The organism is Pantoea sp. ME81, from assembly GCF_903970985.1.
Classification (GTDB): Bacteria; Pseudomonadota; Gammaproteobacteria; order Enterobacterales; family Enterobacteriaceae; genus Pantoea; species Pantoea communis.
Map to the genome: position 1 here is coordinate 1 of NZ_CAJCKS010000016.1, position 25,336 is coordinate 25,336.

A 25,336-nucleotide genomic window follows, 5' to 3' on the forward strand; every position below is an offset into this window, starting at 1 on the left:
ATAAAGGCTGGGTTTTCAGAATGTTGGTGCCCGGACGCGGAATCGAACCACGGACACGGGGATTTTCAATCCCCTGCTCTACCGACTGAGCTATCCGGGCAACGGGGCGCATTAAACCCTACTCAGGCCGCACCGTCAAACGCTTTTCAGCAAAAATCCGCTGACTGCTGGCTTTTACAGCAACCTTTAGACCATCCGGTAAAAAATTTCTGCAACTACCAACTTTAGTGGTGAATTTTTAACCGCGTCCGCCGATAACCGATGTGACGACAAATTCCAATTATAAGGTCCACCATGTTTAGCACTATTACATCGGGAATAATGTCACGCCTGGCGTGGCAGAAGCGCGCTCGCAGCAGCGCCACGCTCAGTTCGTTGCAGGAGGCGATTGCAATGGTTGAGTTTACGCCGGAAGGCCACATTCTCACCGCCAATGAACTGTTTCTGGAGCGCATGGGATACACGCTGAAGGAGATTGCCGGCCAGCATCACAGCATGTTCTGTACGGCTGATTTAGTCCAATCCCCGCAGTATCGCGATTTCTGGCGCCGCCTCAACCGGGGCGAAGGCTTCAGCGATAAATTCCTGCGCGTTGCCAAGCACAGCCGTCCCATCTGGCTGGAAGCTAACTATGTGCCGGTGCAGGATCGCAGCGGTCGGGTAATTAAAATCGTTAAGCTGGCGAGTGATATCACCGCACGGATTATTGATGCGCAAGAGCAGCGCGCCATGACCACCGCCATTGAGCGTTCGATGGCGGTCATCGCCTTCAACCTCAAAGGCGAAGTGCTGATGACCAATGACAATTTCCTCAAAACCATGGGTTATCGCAGCGATGAGGTGATTGGCGTCCATCACAGTCAGTTCTGCCCGCCGCAGATGCGCAACAGTGAAGAGTATCGCCGCTTCTGGCACAAGCTGAATCAGGGCGAATTTATCTCCGGCCAGTTTGAGCGCGTTAACAAGCTGGGACGCACCGTGTGGCTGCGTGCCACTTATAACCCGGTGTTCAACGAAGCGGGCGAACTGTACAAAGTGGTGAAATTCGCCACCGATGTTACCGCGCAGGTGGAGAAGAACCATCTGGAGCGCGAGGCGGCACAACAGGCGTATCAAACGGCGCTGCAAACCAGCGAAAGCACGCGCCTCGGGGCCACGGTGATTGAAAACAGTGTGCAAACCATCAATGAACTGGCGGGCGAACTGCACGGTATTTCCGGCGATATCAGTAACCTCAGCGAATCCTCAGACCGCATTGGTGCGATTGTCGAGAGCATTCGCCGCATTGCCGATCAGACTAACCTGCTGGCACTCAACGCCGCGGTGGAAGCCGCCCGAGCGGGTCAGCACGGTCGCAGCTTTGCTGTGGTGGCTAACGAGGTGCGCACGCTGGCGGCAAACATCAACCGCGCGACTACCGAGATCGAGAATATGGTTCAGCACAACCACACTCTCGCCGAAAAAGCGTTAAAAGGCATCGAATCGAACCTGAAACGTGCCGATCATGGCGTCGTGTTAGCCAAAGAAGCGGGTGGCGTGATCTCTGAGATTCGCGGCAGCTCCAGCGAAGTGGTGCGCGCCATCAGTCATGTGGCTGAGGCCTTGAAAGAAGAGTAATTTTTCCTGCTTTCTCTTCTTCTATTGCACGGCTGTGACATAAAACTGTCATGGCAGTGCAGTAATCTAGGATAAATCCTAATCAATGCCAGAATAATTCTTATGCAGCTGCCTGATTTACGCGCAGGATTAAACTCCCTGTCGAGCCGTTCCCGTGCGCGTTCGCTGTGCATTGAGGTGCCGTTTGTCAGTCCAGCCATGGACAACACAGCGGTCATGGCTCTGTTTACTGAACACAAAGATTTGATCGGTTTGCCAGTGATCGAGAACGGTACGCCGTTTGGCATGATCAACCGCCATATCTTCCTGTCACAGATGACGCGCCCGTTCTTCCGCGAACTCTATGACCGCAAAAGCTGCATCGCTTTTATGGACAAAGAGCCGCTGGTGATTGATGCCGATACCGAGTTGGATCAGGTGGCGCATCAGGTGGTGGCAACCGGTGATAAATCGGTCACCGACGGATTTATTTTGACCGAACAAGGCCGCTATATCGGCATCGGTTTGGGGATCGATTTGATCCGCACCGTCTCCGATTTGCAGGCGCAACAGCATCAACAAATTTTGCAGAGTATCGATTATGCGCGCGTGATTCAGGACGCGATGCTTGATCGCTCAAAACAGCAAATGGCCCAGCAGCTCAATGACTGGTGCCTGCACTGGCAGCCGCGCGATGGCGTGGGCGGCGACTATTATGCATTCCATCAGGATGAACACGGCTGGCTGGCATTGATTGCCGACTGCACCGGCCATGGCATTCCGGGTGCCTTTATGACGGTGATCCTGCAATCCGCGCTGGAAAACGCGCTGCAGAAAAACCGTCGGGCACCGTCCGATCTGCTGCAATCACTGAATCGTCATATTAAACAAACCCTTGGGCAGCTCAATGCCACGCAGCAAACGTCGCTCTCCAATGACGGCTGTGATGCTATCGCGCTACGCCTTGATACTCACCAACATCAACTCAGCTGGGCCAGCGCACGCATGCATGCGCTGTTACATCCGGCCACAGGCGAAGCGGAATCGCTCAAGGCCGATCGCGTCGGTGTGGGTTACACCGATACGCCGCAGGATTACATCTGGCCGGAACATCAACGCACGCTGCATCCCGGCGATATGTTGTTGGTGATGACCGATGGCGTAACCGATCAGCCCGGCGGTGAACGCCATATTATGTTTGGCAAAAAGCGCATTCAGACGCTGGTAACACAATATCAAACCCTGCCGATGGACGAGTTGTCAGCGACCTTTGAGCGGGAATTTCTCAACTGGCAAGGCAACCAGCCGCGACGCGATGACGTCACCTGGTTTGGCTTCCGTTATTAATGAGCACCTTATGAACTCAGGTTCAACCCTTAGCCGCGTACCGCCAGAAAGCGTTGCACTGCACTATACTGGCTTCTTCTCGCCGCAGAACATCACCGCCATGGGCGAGGTGATTAAGGTCTTTCTGGAGAACCAGCAGGCGCCGGTGAAAGTGCGCCGCCGCTTGTTCTCCAGCTTTGTTGAAATCGTACAGAATATCCTGCGTTATTCGCAGGATAGCCGCGTCATGAACCACGCCGAGCAGGATTTTCGCTTCGGCACCGTTACGCTGCGCGTAGATGGCGACACCTACGTGCTGGAAAGCAGCAATCAGGTCGATGAAGTCGCCTGTGAGCAGCTGCGTTACTGGCTGGATTTGCTGCGTACCATGAGCAATGAAGAGATCAAACAAGCATACCGCGTAGGTCTGCGAGCTGAGAGCCCTGCCACAAGCAAAGGGGCCAACATAGGATTACTGACACTTGCCCGTGATGTCAGTGAACCGCTGGAGTATGAACTGCGTCCGCTGGAGTCCAGTGGTTACGCCACGTTTTGGCTCAAAGCCACCATTCACCAGGATTGAATTGTTTATGCAAAACCTTGTTATTGCTGCCACAGAAAGCACTCCCGAGGTCAATTTTGACTTCGAAAGCGGTCAGTTTTCCCTGCGCGGAGAATCCTGGCCGGAAAACGCCGCCGCCTTCTACCGTCCGTTGCTGGATGCGCTGGAAAGCTGGCAGCCCGCACAAAGCGGCCAGATCGAAGCCAATATCGCCCTGCGCTATTTCAACAGTTCCAGCACCAAAATGCTGTTCAGCCTGTTTGATCTGTTCAATCAGCTGGCGCAGAAAGGCCAGAAGGTTGAACTCAACTGGTTCTTTGATGAAGAAGATGATGTGTCTGAAGAGTTCGGCCAGGAACTGGCGCTGGACTTTACCGATCTGCAGGTGAATCTGCGAGCGGAAATGGCCTCATGATGGACCTGAATGAGCTGTTTCGCGAAGAGAGCGAGGTGCTAACGCGCGCTCAGGATGTTGCGGCTCAGACCTCGCTCAGTGCAGATGATTATCGTAATGCGTTGCTGAACGTTAATCGCCACTATCAGCGCCTGATGCGCGAGACCTATCGCATGATCTCGCGCAGTGACCGTGCTGAACGCGAGCTGAACCGCGTCAATGAGCAGCTGCATCAACTGGCTCAGGAGCTGGAATACAAAGCCAGCCACGACCCACTCACTGCTGTCTGGAACCGCGGTGCCATCATTCAGCGTATTACGAATACGTTGAGCAATGGCCCGGCGGCGCTGATCATTCTCGATATCGACCACTTCAAGAAGATCAACGATGAGTTCGGACATCCGATGGGTGATAAGGTGATTTGCGGTCTGGTGTCGCGTATTCAGACGCACTGTCCAGAAGATGCCAGCATTGGCCGTATTGGCGGTGAAGAGTTTACCGTGCTGCTGCCGCACTACCGTTTGTCGGACGCGGTGATTGTCGCGGGCGCGATTCACGCCTCCCTGAACGCCTCGCCACTGGCGGTGCTGCCGGGTCAGTTAGTGACGGCCAGCCTCGGCGTGAGCTACGGCAAACCGGGTTCTGATTTCGAAACCCTGTATAACAATGCTGATGCCGCGCTATATGATGCGAAAAACCACGGTCGCAACCGGGTTTTCTTCCGCTAGAAGAGCCTTGTCACGACAGCATTTATAGCGCAGAGATCAGCATTACCGCTCAGGATCGCGCGATAAATCGCACCGCGACGTTGGGTGCGATCTCGCGCAAATTAATTTTTCTGCGCCGTTTCTACCGGCGGCTCAGACGGTGGCGGCAGGAAGATGTGATCGAGAATATTGCGCATCAACGGTGCTGCCGTCACCCCTTCACTTCCCCCGTTTTCCAGAATCAACGCCACTGCGACTTTCGGATCATTAAACGGTGCGAACGCGGTATAGAAGATGTGGTCACGCAGGCGCGTCGGGATCATTTTCGCGTTGTAGACTTGGTTCTGCTTCAGACTGAACACCTGAGACGTCCCCGACTTCGCCGCAATGCCGTAAGGCGCAGTGTGGAAATACTTATAACCGGTGCCGTTCGGTGCATTGGCCATGCCGAACATCGCATGACGCACCAGCGACCAATACGGGGATTTTGGATCGCCAATTTGCGGTTGCGGCAATTTAGGTTGATAAAGCTGTTGTTCCTTACCACGCTGCGATTTTTCCAGCAGGTGCGGATTAATCACCCGGCCATTATTGAGCAGTGCCACCAGCGCTTTCACCATCTGAATCGGCGTCGCAATCCAGTAACCCTGCCCAATTCCCACCGACACCGTATCACCCTGATACCACGCGTGTTTATGCACTTTCTGCTTCCACTCACGACTTGGCAGCAATCCTGAATACTCTTCATTGAGATCGATGCCGGTGGGTTTGCCGTAGCCAAATTGGCTCAGCATGGTGTGAATACGATCGATGCCCATCATAAACGCCACCTGATAGAAGAAGCTGTCCGCCGACTCCTCAATCGCCTTGGTGACATCCAGCGTGCCATGCCCCGACTTTTTCCAGTCACGATATTTACGATCGGTGCCTGGCAGGGTCCAGGTCGGCGCGCCAAAAATAGTAAAGCTTGGGGTGATCACCTTGGTCAGCAGCGCGGACATCGCCATATAGGGTTTAACTGTCGAGGCCGGTGGATACAGGCCTTGCGTGACACGGTTGATTAGCGGCAGATTTTTGTCCTGCAGCAACGTTTTGTAGGCTTTGTAGCTGATGCCTTTTACAAACGGATTAGGGTCATAGCTCGGCGCAGATACCATTGCCAGCACGCTGCCATCGCGCGGATCTTCAATCAGCGCCGCCGCACGCTGGCCGGCGAGCTGGCTCTCAACGTACTGCTGCAGATGCAAATCCAGCGTCAGATAGACGTTCTGGCCGGCAACCGGCGGCACTTCTTTCAGCACGCGCACAATGCGACCGTGGTTATCCACTTCCACTTCCTGATAACCGGTTTTGCCGTGCAAAATGGACTCGTAATAGCCTTCAATGCCCTGCTTACCGATGTTGTGGTCAGCAGCATAGTTTTCGCCGACGCCTTCGGCATTCAGGCGTTTGAAATCGTTATCGTTGATCTTGGAAACATAGCCCACCACATGAGCTAAATCGGCGCCATAGGGATACTCACGGTCCTCATAAGTGTCGATGGCCACGCCGGTGAAACGGAACTGATTGACGGAGAAGCGCGCCACCTGCTCATCGGTGAGTTCTGCTTTTAACTCGACCGGCTTATAGCGGCTGTTCTGTTTGAGTTCGTGCTCGAAGGTTTCAATTTCTTCCGGCGTCAGGTCGACAATGGGCGTCAGCTGCTTCAGCGTTTCCTGCATATTGTCGATTTTGTAAGGCGTCACGAGGATGTCGTACCAGGTGACGTTACGCACCAGCGGAATACCGTTGCGATCGTAGATCAACCCTCGCGTTGGCGCGATGGGGATCATTTTGATGTCGTTTTCGTTGGACCGCGTCTGGTAATAGCTGTGCTGATCCACCTGCAGACGATACAGGTTAACGCCAAGGATAATGAAACAGATGACGACCAGAGCAAAAGCGACAAGCGCACGGCGGACAAACAGTTTTTCTTCAGCTTCGAAATTACGGAAATTCATCAGGGGGGCTTAGTCTCTTTGTTATCACGCTAATGATAAGCAGAGATGGCTTTAGAGCCAGCACGAAGATGCACAAGCCTGGGTAAAAGTGTGTCAGATGTTTACGAGGAGAGGTTCAGGTCACCCTGTGTGGTATCGATGATTCCGAGCGGTGAGTAACGAGGTGGTGATAAATGGCAGGATTCATTTCGCGCGAAGAAGAACAAGGTCGCCACCCATGACGACCCTGTGCGCGGGTGGGTTTCGTCAGGTGCGCGTTGAAGCGCACCGAACAAAACAGACGGGATTAATCCCCCAGCAGCACCGACTCCAGCGCGATCTTGATCATATCGTTGAAGGTGGTCTGGCGCTCAGCCGCCGTGGTCTGCTCGTGCGTGCGGATATGATCCGACACGGTGCAGATGGTCAGCGCTTTCGCCCCGAACTCCGCTGCCACACCGTAGATACCCGCGGCTTCCATTTCCACGCCCAGAATGCCGTATTTCTCCATCACATCGAACATCTGCGGATCTGGCGTGTAGAACAGGTCAGCAGAGAAGATATTGCCAACGCGTGCGTCCACACCCAGCGCTTTGGCGGCATCAACCGCGTTACGCACCATGTCGAAGTCCGCAATCGCCGCGAAGTCGTGATCCTTGAAACGCATACGGTTCACTTTGGAATCGGTGCAAGCACCCAGACCAATCACCACGTCACGCAGTTTCACATCGGCACGCACCGCGCCGCAGGAACCGACACGGATGATTTTCTTCACGCCGAAATCGGTGATCAGCTCTTTGGTGTAGATCGAGCAGGATGGAATACCCATACCGTGGCCCATGACCGAAATCTTACGGCCTTTGTACGTCCCGGTGTAACCCAGCATGCCGCGCACGTTGTTCACTTCAACCGCATCTTCCAGGAAGGTTTCTGCGATGTGCTTAGCGCGCAGCGGATCGCCCGGCATCAGCACCACGTCCGCGAAGTCACCCATTTCTGCATTAATATGAGGCGTTGCCATGGTTATTTTCCTTTTTAAAATTGGTGGGCTGTTTTACAGCAGGCTTTTGCCGTAGTCCATGCTGGACAGGCCAAAATACTTCGCAATGGTCTGGCCGATATCCGCAAAGGTATCGCGATAACCCAGCGATCCCGGCTTCACTTTTGGACCGTAAATCAAAATCGGGATGTGCTCGCGCGTGTGCTCGGTGCCCTTCCAGCTTGGGTCACAACCGTGGTCGGCGGTGAGGATCAGAATATCACCCTCTTTCACCAGCGCCATCAGCTCCGGCAAACGACGGTCGAAGAACTCTAAACCCCCCGCATATCCGGCGATATCGCGACGATGGCCCCAGGTGGAGTCAAAATCAACGAAGTTGGTGAAGACGATGGAATTGTCCGGCGCCTTTTTCATCTGCTCGATGGTGGCGTTAAACAGTGCATCCAGCCCGGTAGCTTTCACTTTCTGGGTGATGCCCTGCTCGGCGTAGATATCCGCAATTTTACCCACGGAGATCACTTCGCCGCCCTTCTCGTCCACCAGCTTTTTCAGCATGGTTGGCGCAGGGGGTTCCACGGCGAGATCGTGACGGTTACCGGTACGCTCAAAGTTGCCCGCTTTGTCGCCGACAAACGGACGCGCAATTACACGGCCGATGTTGTAGCCACCGTTGGTCAGTTCTTCACGCGCGATTTCGCACAGTTCGTACAGACGATCCAGACCAAAGGTCTCTTCGTGACAGGCAATCTGGAATACCGAGTCCGCCGAGGTGTAGAAAATCGGCTTGCCGGTCTTCATGTGCTCTTCACCCAGTTGGTCGAGGATCACCGTACCGGACGAATGGCAGTTACCAAGATAACCCGGCAAATCGGCGCGTTTTACCAGCACGTCGAGCAGCTCCTGCGGGAAGCTGTTCTCTTTGTCGCTGAAGTAGCCCCAGTCAAACAGTACCGGCACGCCGGCGATTTCCCAGTGGCCTGACGGCGTGTCTTTACCGGATGACAGCTCGCTGGCGTAAGCGTAGGCACCCATGATTTCAGCATTGGCGTCGAGGCCCGGCGGGAAGCGGCCGGTAGAGAGTTCAGCGGCTTTACCCAGACCGAGCGCGGTCAGGTTAGGCAGATGCAGCGGGCCTTCGCGACCTTCATTGGCGCGGCCTTCGAAGCACGCTTCGGCGATATGGCCGAGCGTATCCGATCCTTCATCACCGAATTTATCGGCGTCTTTACTGGAGCCGATCCCGAAGGAGTCGAGAACCATAATAAAAGCACGTTTCATGCAAGTCTCCTGCGCAATGGCGCGATGACAAGTCAAAAAAAAGCGATCAGATCAGTATACCCGAATGGCCGCTGCCTGGCACGAAGAAGCGTTACTCGCTGACGCGGCGATAGACCACCGGCGTTTCCGCTGGCGCGCTATCACTCAACGTGATAGCTGCTTTGACCGCTTCCGCAGCCTGCTGCCACTGCGCTTCCGACGCGGCATGAATCACCGCCAGCGGGCGCTGTGCATCAACCTGCGTGCCGAGCGTGGTCATCTCACTTAAGCCCACGCTGTAATCAATGCTGTCGCTGGCACGCTGACGCCCCCCACCCAGCGACACCACCGCCATGCCCAGCGCACGGGTATCCATGGCGCTGACAATCCCGTCGCGATCGGCATACACCGCTTTGCTCAGGGTCGGTGCAGGCAGATAGCTGTCCATCCGCTCGATGAAATCCACCGGACCATTCTGCGCCGCCACCATGCGCGCGAACACTTCCGCCGCTTGACCGTTATCCAGCACGTTCTGCAATTTCTGTCGTGCTTCGGCGTCGTTGTCGGCCAGCTTGCCGGAGATCAACATTTCCGAGCACAGCGCCATCGTCACTTCCAGCAAGCGCGGGTTGCGCGCCTCGCCAGTGAGGAACTGTACTGCTTCGCGCACTTCCAGCGCATTACCGGCGGTGGATGCCAGCACCTGATTCATGTCAGTGAGCAGCGCGGTGGTTTTGCAGCCCGCGCCGTTCGCCACGCCAACAATCGCCTGCGCCAGATTTTCCGAAGCTTCAAAGGTCGGCATAAAAGCACCGGAGCCGACTTTCACATCCATCACCAGCGCATCCAGTCCTTCCGCCAGTTTTTTGGCAAGGATCGAGGCGGTGATTAGCGGGATCGAGTCAACGGTAGCGGTGATATCACGCGTGGCGTAGAAACGTTTATCGGCGGGGGCCAGTGAGTTGGTCTGGCCGATAATCGCGATACCGACATCTTTGATGATCTGGCGGAAACGATCGTCGATCGGGAAGATATCGAAACCGGGGATGGCCTCCAGCTTATCCAGCGTGCCGCCGGTGTGGCCGAGGCCGCGCCCGGAGATCATCGGGACATAACCACCACATGCTGCCACCATCGGGCCGAGCATCAGCGAAGTCACATCGCCCACGCCGCCGGTGGAGTGCTTATCAACAATCGGGCCGTTGAGGTTCAACGACTTCCAGTTGAGCACCGAGCCGGAATCGCGCATCGCCATGGTCAGCGCCACGCGCTCTTCAAGATTCATATCGTGGAAGTAGATGGTCATTGCCAGCGCGGCAATCTGACCTTCTGATACGCTGTTGTCGCGCACGCCATTGATAAAGAAACGGATCTCCGCTTCGCTCAGTGGCTGGCCGTCGCGTTTTTTTCGAATAATTTCTTGTGGCAGGAACAAGGTTGCCTCCCCGGGAGATTGCTGTGAAATGCACCAAACATTATTTGGGTCGCCATTGATGGCGACCCTGAGGCTGGGATCAGTAGCCCGCTTTGCTGGTCGCTGTCGCGTGGCCCAGCGTATTCAGCAGGCTCGCCAGCAGGCTTGAAGCGCCAAAGCGGAAGTGGCGCGCATCCGCCCAGCCTTCGCCCAGAATGTCATCCGCCAGCTTCAGATAGATCGCGGCATCTTCCGCCGTGCGCACGCCGCCCGCAGGCTTGAAGCCCACCTGCTGCTGCACGCCTTTATCGTGAATCACCTGCATCATGATCGCCGCCACTTCTGGCGTGGCGTTAACCGGCACTTTACCGGTTGAGGTTTTGATGAAATCCGCACCGGCATCGATAGCGATTTCAGAAGCGGCGCGAATCAGCGCTTCTTCTTTCAGTTCACCGGTTTCGATGATCACTTTCAGCAGCACGTTGGCAGCGGCGCAGGCTTCTTTACAGGCTTTCACCAGCGCAAAACCGATGTCGCGATTGCCGGCAATCAGCGCGCGATACGGGAAGACCACGTCCACTTCGTCTGCACCGTATGCAATCGCCGCACGGGTTTCTGCCAGCGCGATCTCAACGTCATCGTTGCCGTGCGGGAAGTTGGTGACCGTGGCGATGCGAATATCAGGCGTGCCCTGCTCGCGCAGTGCTTTACGTGCCGCAGGGATGAAACGTGGATAGATGCAAATGGCCGCAGTGTTACCGGCTGGCGACTTCGCCTGATGACACAGCGCGATCACCTTCTCATCGGTGTCATCGTCGTTCAGGGTGGTCAAATCCATCAGTTGCAGGGCGCGTTGTGCGGCCGCTTTAAGATCGGTCATGATGCTCTCCAAAAGGTGACCGGCAGACGACGCCCACCGGATAATGTGATAATTCTAACAAACCACACCTGAATGAATTGCGCTTCATGTCACATGAAAAAAGAAAATTCGTCATATGAATACAATTATTTAGTGATTTAAGTCACAAATAACCGCCAGCACACCCGTTTTCAGGCGCAATACAGGTTGTGAATATTATCACAAAAAAGGGCAGAAAAGGGTAATGCCGATTTTATTACTGTAGCCAATACCCGCCAAAACCGCGGGAAATCCAGATTGTGTCGGGAGGAGGTCAGGCAGGCAGGGCAAACACGCGCAGGCTGTTCTGCCACAGCATATCGGCAATGCTATCGGGCGATTCACTGCGCAACTGACACAGCACATCAAACACGTTACGCGCGCGCTCAGGACGGTTGGGCTGCCCCTGATAACCCTGCAACGGCATATCAGGAGCATCGGTTTCCAGTAACAGTGAGGTGAGCGGCAGATTAGCAATCGTGTTGCGGGTTTTACTGGCGCGTTCATAGGTGATGGTGCCGCCCACGCCGATCGCATAGCCCAGCTGGATAAAACGTTCCGCCTGCTGCTGGCTGCCAGCAAAACCGTGTACCACGCCACGGCGCGGTAAATCATGGCGACGCAAATGCAGCGCCAGCTGATCGTGGGTGCGACGCGAATGCAGGATCACCGGCAAATCATACTGTTTCGCCAGTTTGAGCTGTGCATCGAGTAACCGCGTCTGCTTATCAAACTGCGCGTCCTGCATATAGAGATCGAGGCCGATCTCGCCGATCGCCACGCGCTTGCTATCCGGCGTTTGCAGCCACTGCTCCAGCTGATCCAGATGCGCATCCTGGTGCTCGGCAATATTGATCGGATGCAGCCCTAATGCGGCATACAGCGCCACGTGCTGTTGCGCCAGCTGGCTGACCAGTGCAAAGCGGCTGGCATCGACGCTCGGTACAATAATGCGTTCCACACCCGACTGCGCCGCACGGGCGATGCTGCCTGCGGCGTCATCGACAAAAGGCGGGAAATCGAAATGACAGTGGGTGTCGATAAATCTCATGCCAGCGATCCTGCATCAAAATCGGCATCATTATCCGCCAGCGGCGGCGTATGCACGGCGCGATTGTCTGGTGCATTCGCCACGGCGGCCGGTGGTGTCACGGTAGTCTGGCGCAGGAACGGTTCGGCATCGCTCAGCCATTGACCTAGCGTCGCGAGGAAATAGCGGCCGCTGCGGCGTCCTAAATGGTAATCCTGATTCAGTGAAGCCAAACGGCTACCCAGCGCCATACTCGCCAGCGGTTTCGGCGGGTAAATTTCAATGATGCGCAGGTCGTCTGGCGGCTGTTCGATAAACTGCTGAATCTCACGATAGCTCTCTTCATGGTGATGCAGGATGTTGATCATCGGCTGCAGTGCGCTGTCACCCAGCCAGCGCTCCATGCGTTTGAACCATTTGGGCGTGTAAGACATTTGTGATGGCACGGTGCGGATCACCACAATGGTATCGGCACCGCGTCGTGCCGCTTCACGCACCGGAATGGCATCGCTAATGCCGCCATCCAGATAGTTCACCCCATCCATCAGTACGCCGCTGCGATAGAACCCCGGAATGGCGCTGGAAGCTTTGATCACGTCATGCCAGTTCAGGCTGGTAGGGTTGAAATATTCGGCGCGGTAATCGTCACCGCGACAGGCGCACATATAGAACTCGCTGCCTTTGGCAAACAGTCCTTCGGCATTGCTGAGCGACAAGGGAAATTCTTGTTTGGTGATGTCGATCAGCCAGTCGAGATCGATCAGATGGCCACCGCGCACAAAGCGCAACGGATCAAAAAACAGTTTGCTGGTGGTATAACGCGTGATGACGCGGCGCGCGTAACCCAGTTGGGCGCAAACAAACGCAGACAGGTTTTGTGCTCCCGCGGAGGTGCCCAGCATCAATTGAAACGGGTTAAAATCGGCGCGCTGAAACTCATCAAGGACGCCTGCGGTGAAGATGCCGCGTTGACCGCCGCCTTCACAGACCAGGGCAATTTTTTTGGATTTAAATGGGGTGAGCGCCAGGGGCTCAAAGGTGTCCAGTGACACCGGGATGCGTATTCCCAATGGATGTCCCTCAGTTTTCCTGCTCTGAGGGAGCCGCTGACGGCAGCATCCCGGAGAACCAGTCATTGTCATTCCCTGACCTATTGCATCGTGCAATCGGTGCGGCTGCCTATTATGCCGCAAATGACTGGTCTCCGCTTTAGTGACTCGCGGGTTAGCGTTGTGTTAACGCAATCGGTCAGGGTCGTTTACGCCCGGTAAACAGGCTTACGAGGAACAGAATAATACCGACAATGAAGACAATTTTAGCTGCCCATGCTGCCGTACCCGCCAGACCGCCGAAACCTAACGCTGCAGCAATCAGAGCGATGACCAGAAAGATAATACCCCAACGAAACATAAGCCTCTCCTTACCGTAGTGAAAATCGAACTGCTTATTCATACAACATTGTTTTTATTACGAAACAGCACCGAAGCAGTGCCGCTCGCTCGCGTTAAGATTTCACCTTCAGGTCATTCTTCACGCTTTTGACGCCTTCAATGGCTTTGGCGATTTTCTCAGCACGATCGGACTGTGACTGGTCCGCCACTTCTCCTGATAACTGCACCACGCCATCGGTGGTTTCCACCTTCACGTTGCGCGATGGCACAATGTCATCTGCTAAAAGCTTAGCTTTGATTTCACTGGTGGTTGCGGTATCCCCCGCATAACCTTTCAGTGTGGTCTCTTTGCTGTCTTTAACGTGCAGTTTGTCACTGACGGATTTCACACCCTCAACTTTTTGCACCAGCGCCACGGCTTTTTCCGCCTGATCCTGCGAAGCGACAAAGCCGCTCAGCGTGACCACGCCCTGATGCGTTTTCACTGAGATATCCGTACTTTTAATCGCTTCATCATCCACCAGTGCCGCTTTGGCCTTGGCGGTGATGCCGCTGTCATCCATAAAACCATCGACTTTTTTCATAGAACTATCGATTTTAGAACCCGTGCTGCTGGTATCCGCAGCAAACGCCACGCCGCCCATCAGGGCAGTAGAGGCCAGAGCAGCAATCAGGGTTTTGGCAATCTTAGTCTTATTCATCGATATCATCCTTCTATCAGTTAACTCACTCGCAACTGCGAATGCGCCAGCAACAAACGGCGTTGCTGCATTGATGGACGTAATGAAACCAGAGGTCTCTTTTCTCGTCCGACAGGATAATCATAGTAGGGATTACAGGTTTTGCTGGCTTTTGTGGTTGATATCTCGCCAAAAAGCGATAAACGCAGCGTAAATAGGAACAGTCTGTAGGATAAAAACAGGGCCAGTGAAAATCACTGACCCTGGTTGTGAGGCGGGATTAATGTTCGCGCGTTTTGCGGAACGTCACGTCAGGATAGCGTTCCTGCGTGATGTTGAGATTCACCATGGTCGGGGCGATGTAAGTGAGGTTATCACCGCCATCCAGCGCCAGGTTCACTTCGTTTTTGCGCTGGAAATCGTCGAATTTCTTCGCATCGTTGCACTCAACCCAGCGGGCAGTCGCGACGTTGATGGCTTCATAAATCGCTTCAACGTTGTATTCGCTTTTCAGACGCGCCACAACCACTTCAAACTGCAGCACACCGACCGCACCCACGATCAGATCGTTGTTGTGCACCGGGCGGAACACCTGCACCGCCCCCTCTTCCGACAGTTGAACCAGACCTTTCAGCAGCTGTTTCTGCTTCAGTGGATCGCGCAGACGAATACGACGGAACAGCTCCGGGGCGAAGTTCGGAATACCGGTGAACTTCATGGTTTCACCCTGGGTAAAGGTGTCGCCGATCTGAATGGTGCCGTGGTTGTGCAAGCCGATGATATCGCCAGGGAAAGCTTCTTCTACGTGCGAACGGTCGCCGGCCATAAAGGTCAACGCATCCGAAATCACCACGTCTTTGCCAGTGCGCACCTGGCGCAACTTCATGCCTTTCTCGTACTTGCCAGAAACCACACGCATGAAGGCAACACGGTCACGGTGTTTCGGATCCATATTCGCCTGGATCTTAAACACGAAGCCGCTGAATTTCTCCTCGCTGGATTCCACCAGACGCGCATCGGTTTTACGTGACATCGGCGTCGGTGCCCAGGCCACTAAGCCATCGAGCATATGATCGACGCCGAAGTTACCCAGTGCGGTGCCGAAGAACACCGGGGTAATTTCACCGCTCAGGAACAGCTCCTGATCGAACTCGTGGGACGCGCCCTGCACCAGTTCCAGCTCATCACGCAGTTGCTGTGCCAGGTCTTCACCCACTGCCGCGTCGAGATCCGGGTTCGCCAGACCTTTGACAATGCGCACATCCTGAATGGTATGGCCCTTACCGGTTTGATACAGGTAAGTTTCATCTTTGTAGAGGTGATACACGCCCTTGAACAGCTTACCGCAGCCAATCGGCCAGGTGATTGGCGCGCAGGCAATCTTCAGCTCGCTCTCAACTTCATCCAGCAGTTCCATCGGATCGCGGATATCACGGTCAAGTTTGTTCATAAAGGTGATGATCGGCGTATCGCGCAGACGGGTCACTTCCATCAGCTTACGGGTACGATCTTCAACACCTTTCGCGGCATCGATCACCATCAAACAGCAGTCAACCGCCGTCAGCGTACGGTAGGTATCTTCAGAGAAGTCTTCGTGCCCTGGGGTATCCAGCAGGTTCACCAGACTGTCGCGATACGGGAATTGCATCACCGAGGTGGTGATGGAGATACCACGTTGTTTCTCCATCTCCATCCAGTCAGATTTAGCATGCTGGCTGGAGCCGCGGCCTTTGACGGTACCGGCAGTTTGGATCGCCTGCCCGAACAGCAGCACTTTTTCGGTAATGGTGGTTTTACCGGCATCCGGGTGCGAGATGATCGCAAACGTACGGCGGCGCGCCACTTCATCTAAAAAGGAAGCAATAGACATGTGTGAATTCTTCTTCAAGGGCAACGCGCGGGCGGCGCGCTGCGAATAAATCGTTCCGGGCAAAGCCGGGGGATAACGGAACCAATGGTGACGCAGTGGCGTCAGTTCACAGCAAGATGTGCGCGATCTACATTGGCGGCAGTCCGGTTATCCAGTCAGCATTAAGGCGGCATAGCATACAATATTTCAGCAGGCGGGGAAATCGTGGGATGGAACCTGTGTACACCCTCGCCCTGCCGCTTTCCTGCAGGCGAGAAGAAGAGACTGCTTGAGCGAGGCTTTCATTCAGGGTTACAGCCTCGCCCATTTGCGGGAGAGGCTGGGGGGTGGGAAACGACACACGACTAACCCAACACGCGCACCACTGCCGCCTTAAAGATCTTCACCCCAATCTCCAGCGAACTCAGTTCAAAACGCATATCAGGATGATGCAGGCCCGGCACCAGATTGGTACCCAGCCCCCAGAAACCGGCTTTCACCTGCGGTCTTTTCACCGGGTAGTAGAAGAAGTCTTCACTGCCTGGCGTGGATTTGGTGTCGAGCAGCCCTTCTTCCCCCAGTACATCGACGATCGCTGCCCGGATCACTGCCGTGGCTTCCTCGTGGATTTCTGCGGCGGGCATCTCTTTCAGTACCACCACTTCAGCGCTCGCACCCAATGCAGCCACGCTGTGCTGAATCGCTTGCGTCACTTTCTGTTTCAGCACCTCCATCGGTGCGTTCTCCTGCGAACGCAGATCCCACACCACGCGCGCCTCATCCGGCACCGAGTTGGTGACACCGGCATCACACAAGAAGCGCGTGGCTTTCACGCTCCATGTCAGACCCGGTGCCAGATGGATACTGTTCACCGCCTGCACCGCTTGTACTGCGGCATCCAGCGCATTCACGCCCAAATGTGGGCGCGCGGCATGCGCAGGCACACCTTTGATCGTCGCTTCCAGCGTGCTGCACGCCGAATAGAGCACGGCTGGCGTGGCTTGCCCGACATGGCACTCTTCCAGTGGACGCACATGGAAACCGAGGATCATCTCGACATCCTCCAGCGCACCGCCCTCAATCATCGATAACGCACCCGCACCGAGTTCTTCCGCAGGCTGGAACAGCAGCTTAAGCTTGCCGCGCTTGATCGCACCCTCTTTCAGCAACTCCTGTGCCGCCGTCAGCACCACCGAAGAGTGCCCATCGTGGCCGCAGGTATGGCGTGCACAGGCGACGCCGTTAATGATGTGGCCGAGTGCATCCATATCTGCACGAAGCGCCAGTACTGGGCCCGGCACGCCGCTATCAATTTCCGCCACGATGCCGGTGGTGTGATTGATGCCGCGCGTCACCCTGATGCCAGCCTGCTCAAGCTGGTCGGCGATATAGGCGGAAGTTTTGAATTCTTCGAATCCCAGTTCCGGGATTTCATGCAGGTAATGGTAATGATCTAATACGTTCGACACCGCTAAGCTCCTGACAAGTAAAGGCTCATCATAGCATCCGCCGATGTACGGCTATAATCAATCCAGCGTGAATGAAAATGAGTCAAAACTGAGAACTCTTCGCATTCAATAAATGAAATAATTCCATTTACAATCAATAAGATAATTTCAAATTTTTGTCGAAAAAGCCTTCACAAAAAAGTATAGATTGATGCATAATTCACCGTACTTCACCTGACAAATTAAAAAGGACTCAGCCATGTTAACTGCTGAAATGACCTCTCGCCTGAACGATCAACTGAACCTCGAATTCTTCTCTGCCAACCTGTATCTGCAGATGAGCGCATGGTGCAGCGACAAAGGTTTTGAAGGTGCTGCCTCTTTCCTGAAGATGCATTCTCGCGAAGAGATGGAGCACATGCAGCGCCTGTTCGATTACGTTAGCGATGCCGGTTCTCTGCCGGTGCTGGGCAGCATTGCCGCCCCTGCCGTTAGCTGGAACTCACTGAATGACGTGCTGGAAGAAGCGCTGAAGCATGAGCAGCTGATCACGCAGCGCATCAACGACCTGGTACACACCGCGTTGATGTCTCAGGACTACTCAACCTTCAACTTCCTGCAGTGGTATGTGGCTGAGCAGCACGAAGAAGAGAAGCTGTTCAAAACCGTACTGGATAAACTGGCGATGGTGGGCAACAAAGGCGAAGGCTTGTTCCTGGTGGACAAAGACCTGGGCCGCATGAACGTCGAAGGCCACGGCCAGTCATAATAAAGACGACACACAGCTGAAAACACAACGCCCGGCAATGCCGGGCGTTTTTTATGCTGAAATCGTACGCTTAGATGGCGACGAGCGTACAAACGATCAGGAACATAGACTCAACAAGGAGCGCATCAATGCACCACCTACGTTGTCGCATCGCCATACATGGCGACCGCTTACTCCAGCTCTTTCAGACGCAGTTCTGAAGGCTGCGGGCGGCCAAAGAAATAGCCCTGGAATAAGGTACAACCCTCTTCACGCAGCTTGGCGAATTGCTCGCTGCTCTCCACCCCTTCGGCAGTGATCTGAATATCCAGACTGCGGCTCATGCCGGTGATCGCCCGGATAATCGCCAGCGCTTCGCGACTGTCACCCATATCGTTGATAAACGACTTGTCGATTTTGATCTTGTCGAACGGGAAGGATCGCAGATAACTCAGCGATGAATAGCCGGTACCGAAATCATCCAGTGCAATCTGCACGCCAATCGACTTCAGGCTTTGCAGGGTGCGGATGTTACCCAGCGTGTCGTCCAGCAGCACCGATTCAGTGATCTCCACTTCGAGGCGATGCGGGGCCAGCCCGGATTCACGCAACGCGCCTTCCACCACCGACACCAGCGAGCTGTTCTTAAACTGCAGCGGCGACAGGTTCACCGACACCGACTGCTCGGTGCCCCAACTCTGTGCCTCGCGGCAGGCTTCATACAGCGCATAAGCGCCCAGCATGTGGATCAGTCCGGTCTCTTCGGCAATCGGGATGAAATCATTTGGCATGATCAAACCCTTAACCGGATGGTGCCAGCGCATCAGCGCCTCATAACCAATGATTTCGTCCTCATTGGTGATCGGCTGATAGTAGAGCTTGAGCTGACGTCCGGTGATGGCCTCACGCAGATCGTTTTCAATCACGCGGCGACTGCGCGCCACATCATCCATTTCCATGGTGAAGTGTTCAAAGCGGTTACGTCCGTTGCGTTTGGCTTCGTATAACGCCATATCCGCACAGCGCAGCATGTGCTCAGGCGTGTTGGTGACCTGTGACGTCAACGCAATGCCCACGCTCAACCCAACGGAAAGATTGTGCCCTTCAACATTAATAGGCGGACGGATCGCTTCGATCAGGCGCTGAGCCACCACCGCCGCTTCCTGCGCGTTATTGATATTCGGCAGCACGATAGCAAACTCATCGCCGCCAATACGCGCCAGCGTGTCATGGTCGCGCAGCGCACTGCGCAAGCGTTTTGCCACCACGCGCAGCAGATCGTCACCAATCTGATGGCCCAGCGCATCGTTAACGTTCTTGAAGTTATCGAGATCGAGACACAGCGTGGCGCTCAGCGCATGGTGTTGATTATCCTGGCGCAGCGCTTCACTCAGCTTCTGCCGGAACAGAATACGGTTTGGCAGGCTGGTGAGATTATCGTGGTGCGCCATATGGTGAATACGCGCATCGGCTTCACGCTGATCGGTAACGTCCTCAACAATCAGCATCACGTAGTTCTGACGCATATCTTTGCCACTGATGGTGGTGGCGCGGGTTTGCAGAATACGATCACCGCCTGCGGTCAGCAGCAGCTGCTCGCGTGAATGGATGCCTTCGCTGCGCAGCGCGATATCCGCCAGGCTGTTGAAATAGTCGCTCAGCTCCGCCGACATACACTCGTGCGGACGCTTGTGCATAATCAAAGATTTACTGACGCCAAACAGCTGCTCGGCTTTGTCATTGACCATCAAAATTTCGCGGCTGATGGCGTCTTCCACAATCACGCAAGACGGAATGTTAGCGATGATGGTATCGAGGAAACCCGACAGCTCAGACATCTTAGCGCTCTGCGCCTGCGCCAGATCCCGCGCGCGCAGCAGTTGCTGTTCATTCTCACGACGCTCGGTGACATCACGCGTGATTTTGGCGAAGCCGATCATCTTGCCATCTTCATTGTGGATAGCATCGATCACCACATGCGCCCAGAACGCCGAGCCATCTTTACGATAGCGCCAGCCTTCATCTTCGAAGCGACCGGTTTTCAGCGCGATACCCAGGTTGGCTTCCGGCGTGTTGGCGATGCGCTCCTGAGAACCGTAAAACACTGAAAAATGCTGGCCGACAATCTCATCGGAAAGATAGCCTTTGGCACGCTGTGCCCCGGCGTTCCAGTTCACTACGCGGCCCTGCAGATCCAGCATATAGATGGCATAATCGGTCACACCTTCCACCAGCAGTCGGAAGGTTTTCTCGTATTCCTGCTGTTTGCGTTGCAGCTCGCGCTGCTCGGTGCAGTCACGGGTGATTTTGGCGTAGCCAATCAGCTTGCCCGCATCATCACGAATCGCATCGATGATCACATGTGCCCAGAACGCGCTGCCATCTTTGCGATAGCGCCAGCCTTCATCCTCAAAGCGCCCGGTTTTGAAAGCGGTGCTGAGGTTTTTCTCTGGGATATGATTTTTGCGGTCCTGCGCACTGTAGAAGCGTGAGAAGTTCTGACCAACAATCTCTTCGGCCACATAACCTTTGGCACGCTGCGCGCCGGCATTCCAGTTTTCGACGTTACCGTCGAGATCAAGCATGTAGATGGCGTAGTCCGTTACGCCTTCAACTAATAAACGGAAACGTTGCTCCTGTTCCTGCTGTTTGCGCTGCTGTTCTTGCTGAACCGTGCAGTCGCGGGTGATTTTGGCAAAGCCCAGCAGTTCGCCGAAGTCGTCGCGAATCGCATCAATCACCACATGTGCCCAGAAGGCGCTGCCATCTTTACGATAACGCCAGCCTTCGGTTTCGAAGCGCCCCACCGCTGTCGCTATTGAAAGCCCGCGCTGCGGCGCCCCGTTTTTACGATCTTCTTCGCTATAGAACAGCGCAAAATTTTTGCCGACGATTTCGTCCGGCGTATAACCTTTGGCGCGTTGCGCTCCTGCATTCCAGTTGGCGACGGTGCCATCGGGTTTGAGCATGTAAATGGCATAATCCACCACGCTCTGCACCAGCAGCCGGTACATGACGTCAGAGTTATTATTCATTGTTGTTCGCCTATTGCTGGCCTGGTATTAATTGCTTCTTAAGAAAAATCTTAATTACCGTGGAGACTTAAACGCAAAAGCGCAGCGCTGACAAGCGTTAATCGTCCACAGACAAAAGTTGGTAGTCAGGTTATCGGCAATGGCGAAAAAACATTCAGCGGGATACTCAATATATTCTGCTACGTTGACGCTGCTCCTGGGGAAAACGCGGACTATCCAGATGGCATTGCAGGGGGAGATGCGCTTGCCAGCATAATGGCGCGCGTGTCGCTAAAATCGGGCACTCTGCCGCCGCAATAAAGGCCGGGATCACGCGCTGGGCAGCGGTTTTCTCAATTAACCATAGCTGATCGTCAAGCGGCGGATGGACGTTCCACGGCAGCCAGCGTGCCTGCTGCTCGGCCAGCAGTCGCGCAGCGCGTGTGCCGGGCGCAACGTGACTGCTGAAAATCAGCTTAAAGCCTGGCTGAGCACTGAGCTGCGCGGCTAAGCCGCTGTCGGCCACCGCATCGGCCGCCACAATGACATCTGCAGGCCGCCATTGTTCCGGCTGCGGCTGTTTCAACAAGCGCACCAATCCCAGCGCCGTGGTGGCGGGCAGTTTGTCCATCGCCAGCAGTTGCGCGACCTCACTGCGAATTTGCGGGCAGAGCTGAACCGCCAGCCCCCGTGCGGTGAGCTGTAAAGCCACTTCCGGGCCGCGACCATGTTCTGGCACGGCAACCACCGCGCCGTGGGTGGCGGCCATCGCCAGTGCATCCATTTGTTCGCACAACCGCTGCGTGCGGTCGCCGTAAGAAGCATCCGTGATTAATAGTTTTGCCGACGGCGGGCAGTCAAACGGCAACAGCAGCGCTTCGCGGCTCCAGTCGCCCATATAGGTGATGCCACCGGCAATCGGCAGATGGAACCATACCGAACCCGGCGAATGGCCACTGCGGCCGGTAAACAGATGCAACGGGCCGATGGCCGTTTGCCCGCGTAGCGGTAACAAACGTCGCGCATACATCGGCACCGCGACGTTAGCCAACTGCAACCAGGTTTGCTCGGTGGCGTACACCGGCGGTGAGCCGATTTGCGCCCAGCAGTCGAGCGAGGCGGCGTGATCAATGTGCGAATGGGTCAAACACAACGCATCAACCCGGCCAATGGCGCGAATATCCGGGCGCACGCCGGGTTGCGGACCGGCCCCGAGATCCCACAGCAGGCGATAGCCTTCCATCTCAACCAAAAAGGCCGCGGGCAGCTTGCCGCCCACACCGCTGATAACCGTTAAGCTTGCCATGGTAAAACCCCTTGCGGCAGACGCCGCGCCAGCCGCGTTGCCAGTCCCATCAGCAAACAGACGACCAGAATCATCAGGCAGCCTACCGCGGCCGCCAGCGAGGCGGAGCCCCCTTCGTCAAGGAACACGATGGTGGGTCCGATGGTCTGGGTTTGCGAGGTGACCAGCAATACCGAAACCTGGATTTCATTGAGTGCGGTGAGGAACACCAGCACCGTGCCCGCCAGCGCAGAAGGCGCAGCCAGCGGCAGTAAAATATCGCGCATGCGGCGCATAAAGCTGGCACCGCACAAGCGTGCCGCCTCATCGAGCGCCGGTTCCAGTTGCGCGAAGCCCGCCAGCGTCGGACGCAGCACCAGCGCAAGGAAGTTCGCCAGATACGCGGCGAGGATGATCCACACCGTGCCATACAGCGACACATTGATTATCGGCAGCGGGCGTAGAAAGAACAGCATCGCGGCGACACCGGTGACAATGCCCGGCAAGGCATAGGTGAGTTCACTGGCCAGCCACAGGCCGCGCACCAGTTTGGTCCGTCGCCAGCTGAGGAAATAGGCCAGAAACAGCGCGGTGGAGGTCAGAATCATCGCCGCCAGCGAGGTCAATCCGAGGCTGGTCATAAAGGCGTGGCGCACCGCCGGATAACCCCACAGCGCGCTGCGGAAGTTTTCCAGCGTCAGCGTCTGCCAGGTGAGCGCCTGACCATAACCGCTGGTGAGCGCGGTAATCAGCAGCGCACTGACCGGCAGCAGCAGCGTCAGCACCATCCACAGCCAGGCGGTACCTTCAATCGCCACGCGCCCGCGCCCTAGCGGTTGCTGCCACAGGCGCGGCGCACCGTTGACGCGCACATCATGGCGACCACCGAGCCAGGCGCTGGCCGCCATGCCCGCCAGCGTAATCACGGCAATCAGCAGCGCGTAAACGGCGGTATTGGGTAAGGCACTCGGACCAATGCCGTTGAGCTGCTGATAGACCAGCGTGATCAGCGTCGGCACGCGGGCGGGAATACCCAGCATCGCCTGAATACCGAAGTTACCGGCAGCGGCGACAAAGGTCAGCGCGGCCCCGGCAAAGATCGCCGGACGCGCCAGCGGCAGAATGATGGTGAACAGCACGCGCATCCTGGAGGCGCCGCTGATCTGCGCCGCTTCGACTAAATCGGCCGGTAAGCGACGTAAACCCGCGCGCACGGTGAGAAACACCAGTGGCGCGTTGTGTGTACCGAGCAGCAGCACGATGCCGCTCAGCGAATAGAGTGGCTGTTCGCCGGGCGCAAACCATGGCAAGCCGAGCGAACCAAACAGCAGCGCTAACGGGCTGGACGGTGCCAGCGCCTGCAGCCACGCCAGCGCCGTGACCTGCGGCGGAATCATTAGCGGCAGGATAAAGGCAAACACCCAGGCGGTTTTGGCGCGCAAATCGCCCAGCGCCACCAGCCAGGCAGCGGCGGTGCCGAGCAGCACTGAAATCAGGGTCGAGCTAAAAGCGATGAGCAACGTATTGCCACTGGCAATCAGCACGCGGTCGCTGGCTATCAGGCGCGTTAACCGAGCCATATCCGGCACGCCCTGAGGGGCAATCGCCGTCCACACCAGTCGCAGCAGCGGCGCCACCGACAGCAAGCCAATCAGCAGCACCATCAGTGCCAGGATCAGCTTTTCACTGTTGAGACGCCAGCGTTGACCGCCACGCGTCGCGTTACGCCATTCGTTGCTCACCACGCTCATGCTTAGCCGCCAAACATTGCGGTGAACTGATCGCGCACCGTGGCATCTTCCTTGATAGCTTTCGCCACGTCAGGGGTCAGCAGCTTGATTTTATTGATGGGCGTGAAGCCCGCCGGTGCAGAAACACGATCGTCCACCGGACGGTTACCCTGCTCGACCACCAGCTTCTGGCCTTGCTCAGACAGCATAAAGTTTACGAAGGCTTTGGCGGCGGGCAGGTTGTGCACCGACTTCATGATCGCTACCGGCTCCGTCACGTAAGAGACGCCCTCTTTCGGGTACACCAGATCGACTGGCGAGCCTTTTTTCTTCGCCAGAATCACGTCAGCATCCGTGATGATGCCGTACTTATCCAGTCCGCTGGCCACCGCTTTCAGCGCCGGGCCGTTGCCGCCCTGCGGAGCCACACCAATCGCTGCCAGCTTCTTGTAGAAATTCCAGCCGATGGTTGGCGTGTTGATATCGGTGTGCAGCTTGTACAGCGCCGCGCCGGAGTAAAGCGGGCTTGGCATGGCGATCTGACCTTTATTGGCCTCTACCGCCAGCGCGTTCCAGCTATCAATCGGCTGCGCGTGCTGGGTGTTGTAAGCAATCACCGTGGCGATGATTTTGGTGCCAAAGAAGGTTTTGTCTTTGTCGTAGAACGACGGATTGATGTGGCTCAGTGGCGCATCTTTGTAGCTGTAGAGCTGATTCTGATTTTTCAGGGCACCGAGGTTGATCGCATCGGCAATCAGCAGAACATCTGGCTTAGCGCCACCGCTCATCATCTCGGTCTGCAATACGTTCATCAGCTGTGTGGTGCCGTTACGCGTCCACTCCACTTCGACTTTCGGGTACGCGGCTTTGAACGCGTCCACGGTTTGCTGCGCGATTTCCGGTGCCTGTGAGGTGTAAATCACCAGCTTGCCGGACGGGGCATCATCGGCGTGGCTGACGGCGGCAAACACTAATCCACTGGCTAACATCAAAGCGTTAAAAGACGTGCGCATAGCAATTTCCCTAAG

Annotated in this window: 21 protein-coding genes and 1 tRNA gene; 6 read left to right on the forward strand and 16 right to left on the reverse strand. The window is 55.8% G+C overall.

The genetic code is table 11. The annotated features are described in order from the left end of the window. Positions 1-24 precede the first annotated feature (24 nt). Positions 25-100, reverse strand: a tRNA-Phe gene (locus tag H7A81_RS04810). 194 nt (positions 101-294) lie between these two features. Here H7A81_RS04810 and H7A81_RS04815 point away from each other — a divergent pair. The 5 genes from H7A81_RS04815 (at position 295) to H7A81_RS04835 (ending at position 4,606) form a co-directional block, all read left to right on the forward strand. Then, positions 295-1,617: a PAS domain-containing methyl-accepting chemotaxis protein gene (locus H7A81_RS04815; RefSeq protein ID WP_166933506.1), complete on the forward strand. Its 1,323-nt coding sequence runs from the start codon at positions 295-297 to the stop codon at positions 1,615-1,617. A gap of 102 nt (positions 1,618-1,719) precedes the next feature. After that, entirely contained in the window at positions 1,720-2,943 is a 1,224-nt protein-coding gene (locus H7A81_RS04820; protein ID WP_182056897.1) for a SpoIIE family protein phosphatase, read from the forward strand. Between the two features lie 10 nt (positions 2,944-2,953). Beyond that, positions 2,954-3,505 (forward strand): SiaB family protein kinase, encoded by a 552-nt coding sequence (locus H7A81_RS04825; RefSeq protein WP_097118104.1) that lies wholly within the window; start codon positions 2,954-2,956, stop codon positions 3,503-3,505. 7 nt (positions 3,506-3,512) lie between these two features. Then, the gene (locus H7A81_RS04830) at positions 3,513-3,899 is read left to right on the forward strand and encodes a DUF1987 domain-containing protein (RefSeq protein WP_034828496.1); all 387 of its coding nucleotides are present in this window, start codon (positions 3,513-3,515) and stop codon (positions 3,897-3,899) included. After that, entirely contained in the window at positions 3,896-4,606 is a 711-nt protein-coding gene (locus H7A81_RS04835) for a GGDEF domain-containing protein (protein ID WP_080748190.1), read from the forward strand. The genes H7A81_RS04830 and H7A81_RS04835 overlap by 4 nt, the downstream gene beginning before the upstream one ends. A gap of 101 nt (positions 4,607-4,707) precedes the next feature. Here the strand turns inward: H7A81_RS04835 and mrdA are convergent, their stop codons facing one another. From mrdA to H7A81_RS04890, 11 genes are all read right to left on the reverse strand, one after another. Beyond that, complete coding sequence (mrdA, locus tag H7A81_RS04840; RefSeq protein ID WP_166933504.1) at positions 4,708-6,585, reverse strand: penicillin-binding protein 2; 1,878 nt, start codon at positions 6,583-6,585, stop codon at positions 4,708-4,710. 286 nt (positions 6,586-6,871) lie between these two features. Beyond that, on the reverse strand, positions 6,872-7,585 hold the full coding sequence (gene deoD, locus H7A81_RS04845; protein WP_034828492.1) for a purine-nucleoside phosphorylase: 714 nt from the start codon (positions 7,583-7,585) through the stop codon (positions 6,872-6,874). A 33-nt stretch (positions 7,586-7,618) separates the two neighbouring features. Continuing rightward, the gene (deoB, locus tag H7A81_RS04850) at positions 7,619-8,842 is read right to left on the reverse strand and encodes a phosphopentomutase (RefSeq protein ID WP_182056898.1); all 1,224 of its coding nucleotides are present in this window, start codon (positions 8,840-8,842) and stop codon (positions 7,619-7,621) included. Positions 8,843-8,933: 91 nt separating this feature from the next. After that, a complete protein-coding gene (gene deoA, locus H7A81_RS04855; RefSeq protein WP_182056899.1) occupies positions 8,934-10,256 on the reverse strand; it encodes a thymidine phosphorylase in 1,323 nt (440 codons plus the stop codon). Between the two features lie 79 nt (positions 10,257-10,335). Beyond that, positions 10,336-11,115, reverse strand: a complete 780-nt coding sequence (deoC, locus tag H7A81_RS04860; protein WP_038644761.1) for a deoxyribose-phosphate aldolase — start codon at positions 11,113-11,115, stop codon at positions 10,336-10,338. Between the two features lie 292 nt (positions 11,116-11,407). Further along, on the reverse strand, positions 11,408-12,184 hold the full coding sequence (locus H7A81_RS04865) for a TatD family hydrolase (protein WP_182056900.1): 777 nt from the start codon (positions 12,182-12,184) through the stop codon (positions 11,408-11,410). Further along, positions 12,181-13,233: a patatin family protein gene (locus H7A81_RS04870; protein WP_182056901.1), complete on the reverse strand. Its 1,053-nt coding sequence runs from the start codon at positions 13,231-13,233 to the stop codon at positions 12,181-12,183. Before H7A81_RS04870 ends, H7A81_RS04865 begins: the two co-directional genes overlap by 4 nt. Positions 13,234-13,411: 178 nt before the next feature. Then, positions 13,412-13,573, reverse strand: coding sequence for a DUF1328 domain-containing protein (locus H7A81_RS04875; protein WP_007893192.1), 162 nt, complete (start codon positions 13,571-13,573; stop codon positions 13,412-13,414). 94 nt (positions 13,574-13,667) lie between these two features. Continuing rightward, positions 13,668-14,255 carry a molecular chaperone OsmY gene (gene osmY / locus H7A81_RS04880; RefSeq protein WP_182056902.1) on the reverse strand — a complete coding sequence of 196 codons (588 nt, stop codon included), beginning with the start codon at positions 14,253-14,255 and terminating at the stop codon, positions 13,668-13,670. Between the two features lie 259 nt (positions 14,256-14,514). Then, the gene (gene prfC / locus H7A81_RS04885) at positions 14,515-16,104 is read right to left on the reverse strand and encodes a peptide chain release factor 3 (RefSeq protein ID WP_182056903.1); all 1,590 of its coding nucleotides are present in this window, start codon (positions 16,102-16,104) and stop codon (positions 14,515-14,517) included. 344 nt (positions 16,105-16,448) lie between these two features. Continuing rightward, positions 16,449-17,552, reverse strand: coding sequence for a M20 peptidase aminoacylase family protein (locus H7A81_RS04890; protein ID WP_034828476.1), 1,104 nt, complete (start codon positions 17,550-17,552; stop codon positions 16,449-16,451). Between the two features lie 238 nt (positions 17,553-17,790). On the opposite strand from H7A81_RS04890, the gene ftnA reads away from it, so the two are divergent. Then, entirely contained in the window at positions 17,791-18,300 is a 510-nt protein-coding gene (gene ftnA, locus H7A81_RS04895) for a non-heme ferritin (protein WP_166933494.1), read from the forward strand. A 170-nt stretch (positions 18,301-18,470) separates the two neighbouring features. Here the strand turns inward: ftnA and H7A81_RS04900 are convergent, their stop codons facing one another. The 4 genes from H7A81_RS04900 to H7A81_RS04915 form a co-directional block, all read right to left on the reverse strand. Continuing rightward, on the reverse strand, positions 18,471-21,314 hold the full coding sequence (locus H7A81_RS04900; RefSeq protein WP_182056904.1) for a bifunctional diguanylate cyclase/phosphodiesterase: 2,844 nt from the start codon (positions 21,312-21,314) through the stop codon (positions 18,471-18,473). Between the two features lie 166 nt (positions 21,315-21,480). Further along, a complete protein-coding gene (locus H7A81_RS04905; protein WP_182056905.1) occupies positions 21,481-22,599 on the reverse strand; it encodes an MBL fold metallo-hydrolase in 1,119 nt (372 codons plus the stop codon). Further along, positions 22,587-24,329, reverse strand: coding sequence for an iron ABC transporter permease (locus H7A81_RS04910; protein WP_182056906.1), 1,743 nt, complete (start codon positions 24,327-24,329; stop codon positions 22,587-22,589). Before H7A81_RS04910 ends, H7A81_RS04905 begins: the two co-directional genes overlap by 13 nt. A 2-nt stretch (positions 24,330-24,331) precedes the next feature. Beyond that, positions 24,332-25,297, reverse strand: coding sequence for an ABC transporter substrate-binding protein (locus H7A81_RS04915; protein WP_370529936.1), 966 nt, complete (start codon positions 25,295-25,297; stop codon positions 24,332-24,334). Positions 25,298-25,336: the final 39 nt, after the last annotated feature.

Bases quoted from the DNA above. Each gene is read 5' to 3' on its own strand.
- H7A81_RS04905 (WP_182056905.1), bottom strand. From the start codon at position 22,599: ATGGCAAGCTTAACGGTTATCAGCGGTGTGGGCGGCAAGCTGCCCGCG.
- H7A81_RS04865 (WP_182056900.1), bottom strand. From the start codon at position 12,184: ATGAGATTTATCGACACCCACTGTCATTTCGATTTCCCGCCTTTTGTC.
- H7A81_RS04910 (WP_182056906.1), bottom strand. From the start codon at position 24,329: ATGAGCGTGGTGAGCAACGAATGGCGTAACGCGACGCGTGGCGGTCAA.
- H7A81_RS04820 (WP_182056897.1), top strand. From the start codon at position 1,720: ATGCAGCTGCCTGATTTACGCGCAGGATTAAACTCCCTGTCGAGCCGT.
- H7A81_RS04875 (WP_007893192.1), bottom strand. From the start codon at position 13,573: ATGTTTCGTTGGGGTATTATCTTTCTGGTCATCGCTCTGATTGCTGCA.
- H7A81_RS04915 (WP_370529936.1), bottom strand. From the start codon at position 25,297: ATGTTAGCCAGTGGATTAGTGTTTGCCGCCGTCAGCCACGCCGATGAT.
- H7A81_RS04900 (WP_182056904.1), bottom strand. From the start codon at position 21,314: ATGAATAATAACTCTGACGTCATGTACCGGCTGCTGGTGCAGAGCGTG.
- H7A81_RS04825 (WP_097118104.1), top strand. From the start codon at position 2,954: ATGAACTCAGGTTCAACCCTTAGCCGCGTACCGCCAGAAAGCGTTGCA.
- prfC (WP_182056903.1), bottom strand. From the start codon at position 16,104: ATGTCTATTGCTTCCTTTTTAGATGAAGTGGCGCGCCGCCGTACGTTT.
- mrdA (WP_166933504.1), bottom strand. From the start codon at position 6,585: ATGAATTTCCGTAATTTCGAAGCTGAAGAAAAACTGTTTGTCCGCCGT.
- deoB (WP_182056898.1), bottom strand. From the start codon at position 8,842: ATGAAACGTGCTTTTATTATGGTTCTCGACTCCTTCGGGATCGGCTCC.
- deoD (WP_034828492.1), bottom strand. From the start codon at position 7,585: ATGGCAACGCCTCATATTAATGCAGAAATGGGTGACTTCGCGGACGTG.
- ftnA (WP_166933494.1), top strand. From the start codon at position 17,791: ATGTTAACTGCTGAAATGACCTCTCGCCTGAACGATCAACTGAACCTC.
- H7A81_RS04815 (WP_166933506.1), top strand. From the start codon at position 295: ATGTTTAGCACTATTACATCGGGAATAATGTCACGCCTGGCGTGGCAG.
- deoC (WP_038644761.1), bottom strand. From the start codon at position 11,115: ATGACCGATCTTAAAGCGGCCGCACAACGCGCCCTGCAACTGATGGAT.
- H7A81_RS04830 (WP_034828496.1), top strand. From the start codon at position 3,513: ATGCAAAACCTTGTTATTGCTGCCACAGAAAGCACTCCCGAGGTCAAT.
- H7A81_RS04835 (WP_080748190.1), top strand. From the start codon at position 3,896: ATGATGGACCTGAATGAGCTGTTTCGCGAAGAGAGCGAGGTGCTAACG.
- osmY (WP_182056902.1), bottom strand. From the start codon at position 14,255: ATGAATAAGACTAAGATTGCCAAAACCCTGATTGCTGCTCTGGCCTCT.